This is a genomic window from Wolbachia endosymbiont of Drosophila tristis (assembly GCF_028981745.1).
Lineage (GTDB): Bacteria > Pseudomonadota > Alphaproteobacteria > Rickettsiales > Anaplasmataceae > Wolbachia > Wolbachia pipientis.
In genome coordinates this window covers 1-5,836 of the sequence record NZ_JAPQLN010000033.1, presented here as the reverse complement: position 1 = coordinate 5,836, position 5,836 = coordinate 1, and the positions used below count along the sequence as shown (strand labels likewise).

6 protein-coding genes are annotated in these 5,836 nt (G+C 35.8%); all 6 read left to right on the top strand.

Annotation, left to right across the window (positions count from 1 at the left end):
• Positions 1-375 precede the first annotated feature (375 nt).
• The 6 genes from OZD64_RS00850 (at position 376) to OZD64_RS00825 (ending at position 5,376) form a co-directional block, all read left to right on the top strand.
• On the top strand, positions 376-2,082 hold the full coding sequence (locus OZD64_RS00850; protein WP_274999132.1) for an ABC transporter ATP-binding protein: 1,707 nt from the start codon (positions 376-378) through the stop codon (positions 2,080-2,082).
• Positions 2,083-2,277: 195 nt separating this feature from the next.
• A complete protein-coding gene (locus OZD64_RS00845; RefSeq protein WP_010962563.1) occupies positions 2,278-2,496 on the top strand; it encodes a hypothetical protein in 219 nt (72 codons plus the stop codon).
• A 93-nt stretch (positions 2,497-2,589) separates the two neighbouring features.
• Entirely contained in the window at positions 2,590-4,296 is a 1,707-nt protein-coding gene (gene argS, locus OZD64_RS00840) for an arginine--tRNA ligase (RefSeq protein WP_274999131.1), read from the top strand.
• 94 nt (positions 4,297-4,390) lie between these two features.
• Positions 4,391-4,615, top strand: a complete 225-nt coding sequence (locus OZD64_RS00835; RefSeq protein ID WP_010962565.1) for a hypothetical protein — start codon at positions 4,391-4,393, stop codon at positions 4,613-4,615.
• The gene (locus OZD64_RS00830; protein ID WP_010962566.1) at positions 4,596-4,895 is read left to right on the top strand and encodes a type II toxin-antitoxin system RelE family toxin; all 300 of its coding nucleotides are present in this window, start codon (positions 4,596-4,598) and stop codon (positions 4,893-4,895) included. Before OZD64_RS00835 ends, OZD64_RS00830 begins: the two co-directional genes overlap by 20 nt.
• 325 nt (positions 4,896-5,220) lie before the next feature.
• Positions 5,221-5,376, top strand: a complete 156-nt coding sequence (locus OZD64_RS00825) for a hypothetical protein (protein ID WP_167513690.1) — start codon at positions 5,221-5,223, stop codon at positions 5,374-5,376.
• Positions 5,377-5,836: the final 460 nt, after the last annotated feature.

The window sequence follows — 5,836 nt, the reverse complement described above, 5'->3', positions numbered from 1 at the left end:
TGGCATTTTTTGATGTCTTGTAACGCTTTATAAGCGCGTTCAGCTTATTTAGATAAAAATCTAGATGTAGATGAAGTTTTGTAAAGACATACAGTATCTATGTACTGCAAAAAATTAAACATAAGACGCCGATACATTAAGTAATCCTTACCTTTTAATCTGCAGATTGGCGAAAGCAAATACAATAGCTTCAATTTTATGATAAGGGGGCTGGCGGAGTTTGTCAAGTAAGTTTTTTGTTTCTGCGAGCTACTACCCTTTCTTGGTGGACTAAAATCACAACAGCTGCAGAACCTAAATTGCTTCATACTACACTTTTCCCCTTTCCCCTGAAACTAAAATCTATATACTTAACTTTAGAAACTTTAAAATAAGATGCGATCTAATATTAGGCAGTTATTTTACTATATAAAGCCTAATCTATCCTATTTTGTCATAGCTTTTATTGCAGTTTTATTTTCAGCCTTAACGATCCTCCTCTTTGGCAGAGGCTTAAGCAATATAATTGATTCTGGCACAGAGCACGATTTTACTACCAAACTATTAGTTGCAATACTTATAGTTTTAGCCATTTCTCTCACTGCATTTACTCGGTTATATTTCATTGGCATTGGCAGCGAGAAAGTTATCGCAAGAATCAGATATGACTTATATAGCAGTATCACTAACTTGCAACCAAGTTTCTTTGAGAACACAGGCGTACAAGATGTTATCTCAGCGTTAATTACTGATACCTCTGTGCTGCAATCAATAATAAACAGCAGCTTACTAACCATATTACGAAATTTTGTGATTCTGATTGGCAGTGTTGCTATGTTATTATATGCAAATATACAACTAACTGCGTATGCAGCCGCAATAATACCTATACTACTCATTATCATGACCTCACTTGGAAAAAAAGTGCGTAGCTATGCACGCTTTGCCCAGGATAAATTAAGTGAGCTTGCGTCATTTAGTGAGGAAAATTTTAGATCTATAGTGACTATCAAATCGTTTGTACTCGAAGAAAATGAAAAAACCCGTTTTAAGGAGTATTTAAACTCAGTATCAAAATCATACGTAAAATTAGTATTCTTGCGTGCTATTCTAGTAACTCTAGTTATCACGTGTGTGATAGGTTCACTAGTTGTTTTGCTCTTTTTTGGTATTAAAGAAGTCTTAAGCAATAATATAACTATTGGAGAACTCTCCTCATTTGTGTTTTATTCAGCGCTTGCGGCAGGAGCTATAAATAATTTGAGCGATAATATCAGTGATTTACAACGAGGTCTTGGAATAGTAGAGCGTTTATTTGAATTTAAAAATATGAAAAGCTCTATAGTAGATGCCGATGATCCTATAAAAATTTATAGTGTTCAAAAAGGAATTTCGTTTAATGGTGTAACATTTTTTTATGCTGATAAGCCAGCATTAGATAACGTATCATTTTCTATAGAGGCAGGTCAAGCAGTATCAATTGTTGGACCATCTGGCAGTGGTAAAAGCACCATTTTAAAGCTTCTGCTCCGTTTTCATGATCCAAACAAAGGTAGCATTACTATCGATGGGCACAATATTAAGTCAATTGCGCTAAATGACCTCAGATCGTTGTTTGGCTTAGTGCCACAAGATCACATGATATTTTCTTGCTCAATAATGGAAAATATACTATATGGCAAATCAGGTGCCGAATATGAGGAAGTGAAGCAAGCAGCCATCAGCGCTTATGCGATGGAATTTATTGATAAGCTGCCTGATAAATTTGATACATTTGTAGGAAAAAGAGGATTAAAACTTTCTGAAGGACAAAAACAACGTATTGTAATAGCAAGGGCCATACTCAACAATCCTCAGGTTTTAATACTGGATGAAGCAACCTCTGCCCTTGATTACAAAAGTGAGAACCTCGTGCAAAAAGCATTGAGCAAGTTAATGCAAAACAGAACAACAATCGTAATTACACACAGGCTATCAACCGCACTCAAGACTGACAAGATTATAGTAATTAATCATGGAAAAGTAGAAGAAGTAGGAACTCATGACTTTCTAATGAGTAAAGACGGGCTGTATGCAAAACTGGCGAAGATACAGTGGAATTGAAAGAAAATTTAAATCATACCGTTAGTTGATATGCTAGATTTATAATTAAAATTATTAAATTTTTAATTTTATTATTTTATAATGGTTCCATAGTTATCCGGAAATTTCGTGATCTGTAGTTTCTTTCATTCACGTTATATTCATAGCTTGTTCTATCTTAATGTAATTCCAATTTTGACTGTATAGGAGGTCTCTATGTTAAAACATAACTATAGTGATAAAATCAATAATCGCTATTCATATACTAACAAATTTTCTTATAGTGATGAGGGTGTAGACGAGACGATCAAGGATAAAATCACAACTGAAGATCAGGTAGTAACTGATGATGTTGAAGAGCCTGATGCTGGTAATGATGGTTACAGCGAAGGTATGGCTTTCTCTTACCATGGTTACGGCAACGACTTAATATAAACTCTGATCCAGGAAGATAAAATAGTTAAGATAAACCTTCAACTAGTCCCACTTATTCACTATACTGCTATAGATTTTATAGCAATATAGTGAATGAACATTTTTAAGCAGATTTCCTCTCTAATCTTTAGTAAATTGAATGAGTTGAAACAAAGGGGTGTTATAAGCACAAGTGCAGCAAACTTTATCATAGAGCCTCCAAGCAATAGAGTCCATGGAGACATTTACACAAATGTTGCTATGGTGCTTGCAAAGCATGAAAAGAAGAATCCCATTGAAATTGCAGAGGTTTTAGCCAAAGAATTTGAACTTTTTGATGAAGTTGCAAAAGTGGAAATAGCAGGCTCTGGTTTCATCAACATGCACTTAAAAATAGAAGTGTGGCATGGAATTTTAAAACAAATAAATGAGCTAAAAACAGAGTTTGGCACCCTAGATATAGGGAACAATCAGGCCATTAATGTTGAATTTGTATCTGCAAATCCAACTGGTCCACTGCATATTGGTCATGCAAGAGGGGCAGTATTTGGTGACGTTCTGGCAAATTTATTGAAAAAAGTTGGTTATAAAGTTACTAAGGAATACTATATTAATGATGCTGGAGCGCAGATAGATACGCTAATTCGGTCAGTATATTTGCGGTATAAGGAAGCTCTGGGAGAAAAAATCAGCATCGAAAAAGGTTTATACCCAGGTGAATATTTAAAACCAATAGGGACTGGGCTGGCCAAAAAATATGGCGCAGAGCTTCTAGAAAAGCAAGATAATCAAGTGATTAGAGACTATACTTTAAGTTCTATCTTAGAAATCATAAAGGAAGACATGAACTTACTTGGAGTAAATCATGATGTTTTTACTTCAGAGTATGAGCTACAAAAAAGTGGCAAAATTGAAGAGAGTATAAAGATATTGTCTGACAAGGGTCTAGTGTATGAAGGGTACCTGGAGAAACCAAAAGGCAAAGAAAGCGAAAATTGGACTTCCAGAAAAGAGATGCTATTTCGCTCTACAAAATTTGGTGATGACGTTGACCGTGCATTGAAGAAAGAGGACGGCAGTTGGACTTATTTTGCCTCGGATATCGCTTACCATTTTGATAAGATATCGCGTGGTTTTAACAATATGATCGTAGAGCTTGGTAGTGACCACGGCGGTTATGTCAAAAGACTCAAAGCAGTCGTCTCTGCGCTCAGTGATGATCAAGCAAAAATAGAGGTAAAACTGCATAATATTGTGAATTTTTTCGAGAACGGCAAACCTGTTAAGATGTCCAAAAGATCAGGAAACTTCCTAACAGCAAGAGATGTAGTGGAAGAAGTTGGCAGGGACATAACTCGTTTTATAATGCTAACACGCAAGAATGATATGGTCTTGGACTTTGATTTTGCTAAAGTTAAAGAACAGTCAAAAGACAACCCTATTTTTTACGTGCAATATGCGCATGCTCGTGCTCATTCGTTAATACGTAATGCTCCAAAAGAGCTCCCAACAGCAGATCCTTCACTTTTAAGGACAGGTGGAGAGCTCTTCCTCATAAAAACCTTAGCAAAGTGGCCAGATGTGGTAGAAATTGCAGCAAGGCTTTGTGAGCCACACAGAATTACTTTCTACTTACTTGAAGTTGCAGAAGCGTTTCACGTTTTATGGGGGTATGGCAAGAGTGATTTAAACATGCGTTTCATACTGGAAGACAACTTAAACCTCACCGCTGCAAGAATGTTTCTCGTGCAGGCCTTAGCACACGTCATCGCTTCTGGACTTTCTATCTTCAATATAGAGCCTTTGGAAGAGATGAGTTGATTTTTTTATGCAAGATTGTTTTTTCAACGAATAGAGAAGTTGACAAAATTAAGTAAAAATGTTATAGTTTATAGTAGTATTTTCTGGTTAATATATGGCTCACAGTCAAAAAAAGCTCAATGTTAATGTAAGTTTTGACAGTAAATTGGCTCAGTATCTTACAGAAATGGCAGAGACTCAAAATAAAACTATTCCTGAAGTTTTAGTAGATTTAGTGGAAGAAGAGTTCGAAGAAGATGTAGAGCTATCCAAAATAGCTGACGATCGCCTCTCTGAAGGTGAAGAAGAAGTAGAGGATGATGAAAACATCTGGAAATAAAACTTACACTATAAAATTCTTAAAAAATGTTATTGAAAAAGAAATTCCAGCTCTTCCGGCAAAGATTAAATTAATGGTTCAGGAGGCCATAAAGAAACGCCTTACAGTTGATCCTTTTAATCTAGGAAAGCCTTTATGTCATAGCTTTAGAGGGCAATATAGGATAAGGGTTAGCAACTACCGTATAATTTACATCATAAATCATTCAGAACGTAAAGTACTTATTACTGCAGTGGGGTATAGAAAAAACATTTACAAACACAGAAGATTACACAATTAAAAATATAAGAAAGATCTCACCGCTGCAACTTGTCCAAGCCTTAGCACACGTCATTGCTTCTGGACTTTCTATCTTTAATATAGAGCCGTTAGAAGAAATGAGTTGATTTTTTTTGTTACAATATGTAATGATCAAAATATTATTCAAAGTAGGGTAAAGTTATGACGATCAGTTTTAGGGAGTATTCAACTGTATTCACTGAAGTTGCGGAACAGACAGATTTAAATGGAAATAACATAATTGAAAGAATAAAAGGGCATTAGCATAGATCCCGCTAACAAGCAGCGGGATGACGGTTGTCAGGGTGTCAGGCTAGTACCTTCTCTTGTCATCCCAGTGCCCAGACACTGGGATCCAGAAAAGTTTGCTTGTGAACAAGCAAACTAGCATGGAAAGTGGTTACAACATTTTCGATGAGATTATATGGAAAACTGTATTCCAGTGTCAAGCACTGGAATACATCACAGGGGCACTGGAATGACACCCTTTACGGGCTCTTAAATTGCAACTATAAATGTTTAAGAAATTTACCAAATGAAAAAAAAGGCAAAAGAAGCCCCATGGTGGTTGGCTATTTACTATGTACTAAAATATCGGCGTTTTTTTTATTCTAAAACGCTTGATTAAGAGCGATTTAGCTGCTTTTAACTTGCAACTAACCTACACCGCAAGTGTTTAAGAAATTTACTAAGCAGGAAAAAAGGCAAAGAAACCCCGTAGTAGCTAGCATTCAAATTCTCCCTTGTCAATTTGACGTTTTTTGCTGTCTTAAACGCTTTGTAAGCGCGTTTCGGCTTATATAGGTAAAAACCTAAAAATTTTTAAAGACATGCGATGCACGTAGTGCGAAAAATTAAACATGAGACGCCAAATACCCTAAGTTTTTTGTCATTAACCTGCACAGATTGCGAAGATAAATAAATAGCTTCAGTTTCATGATA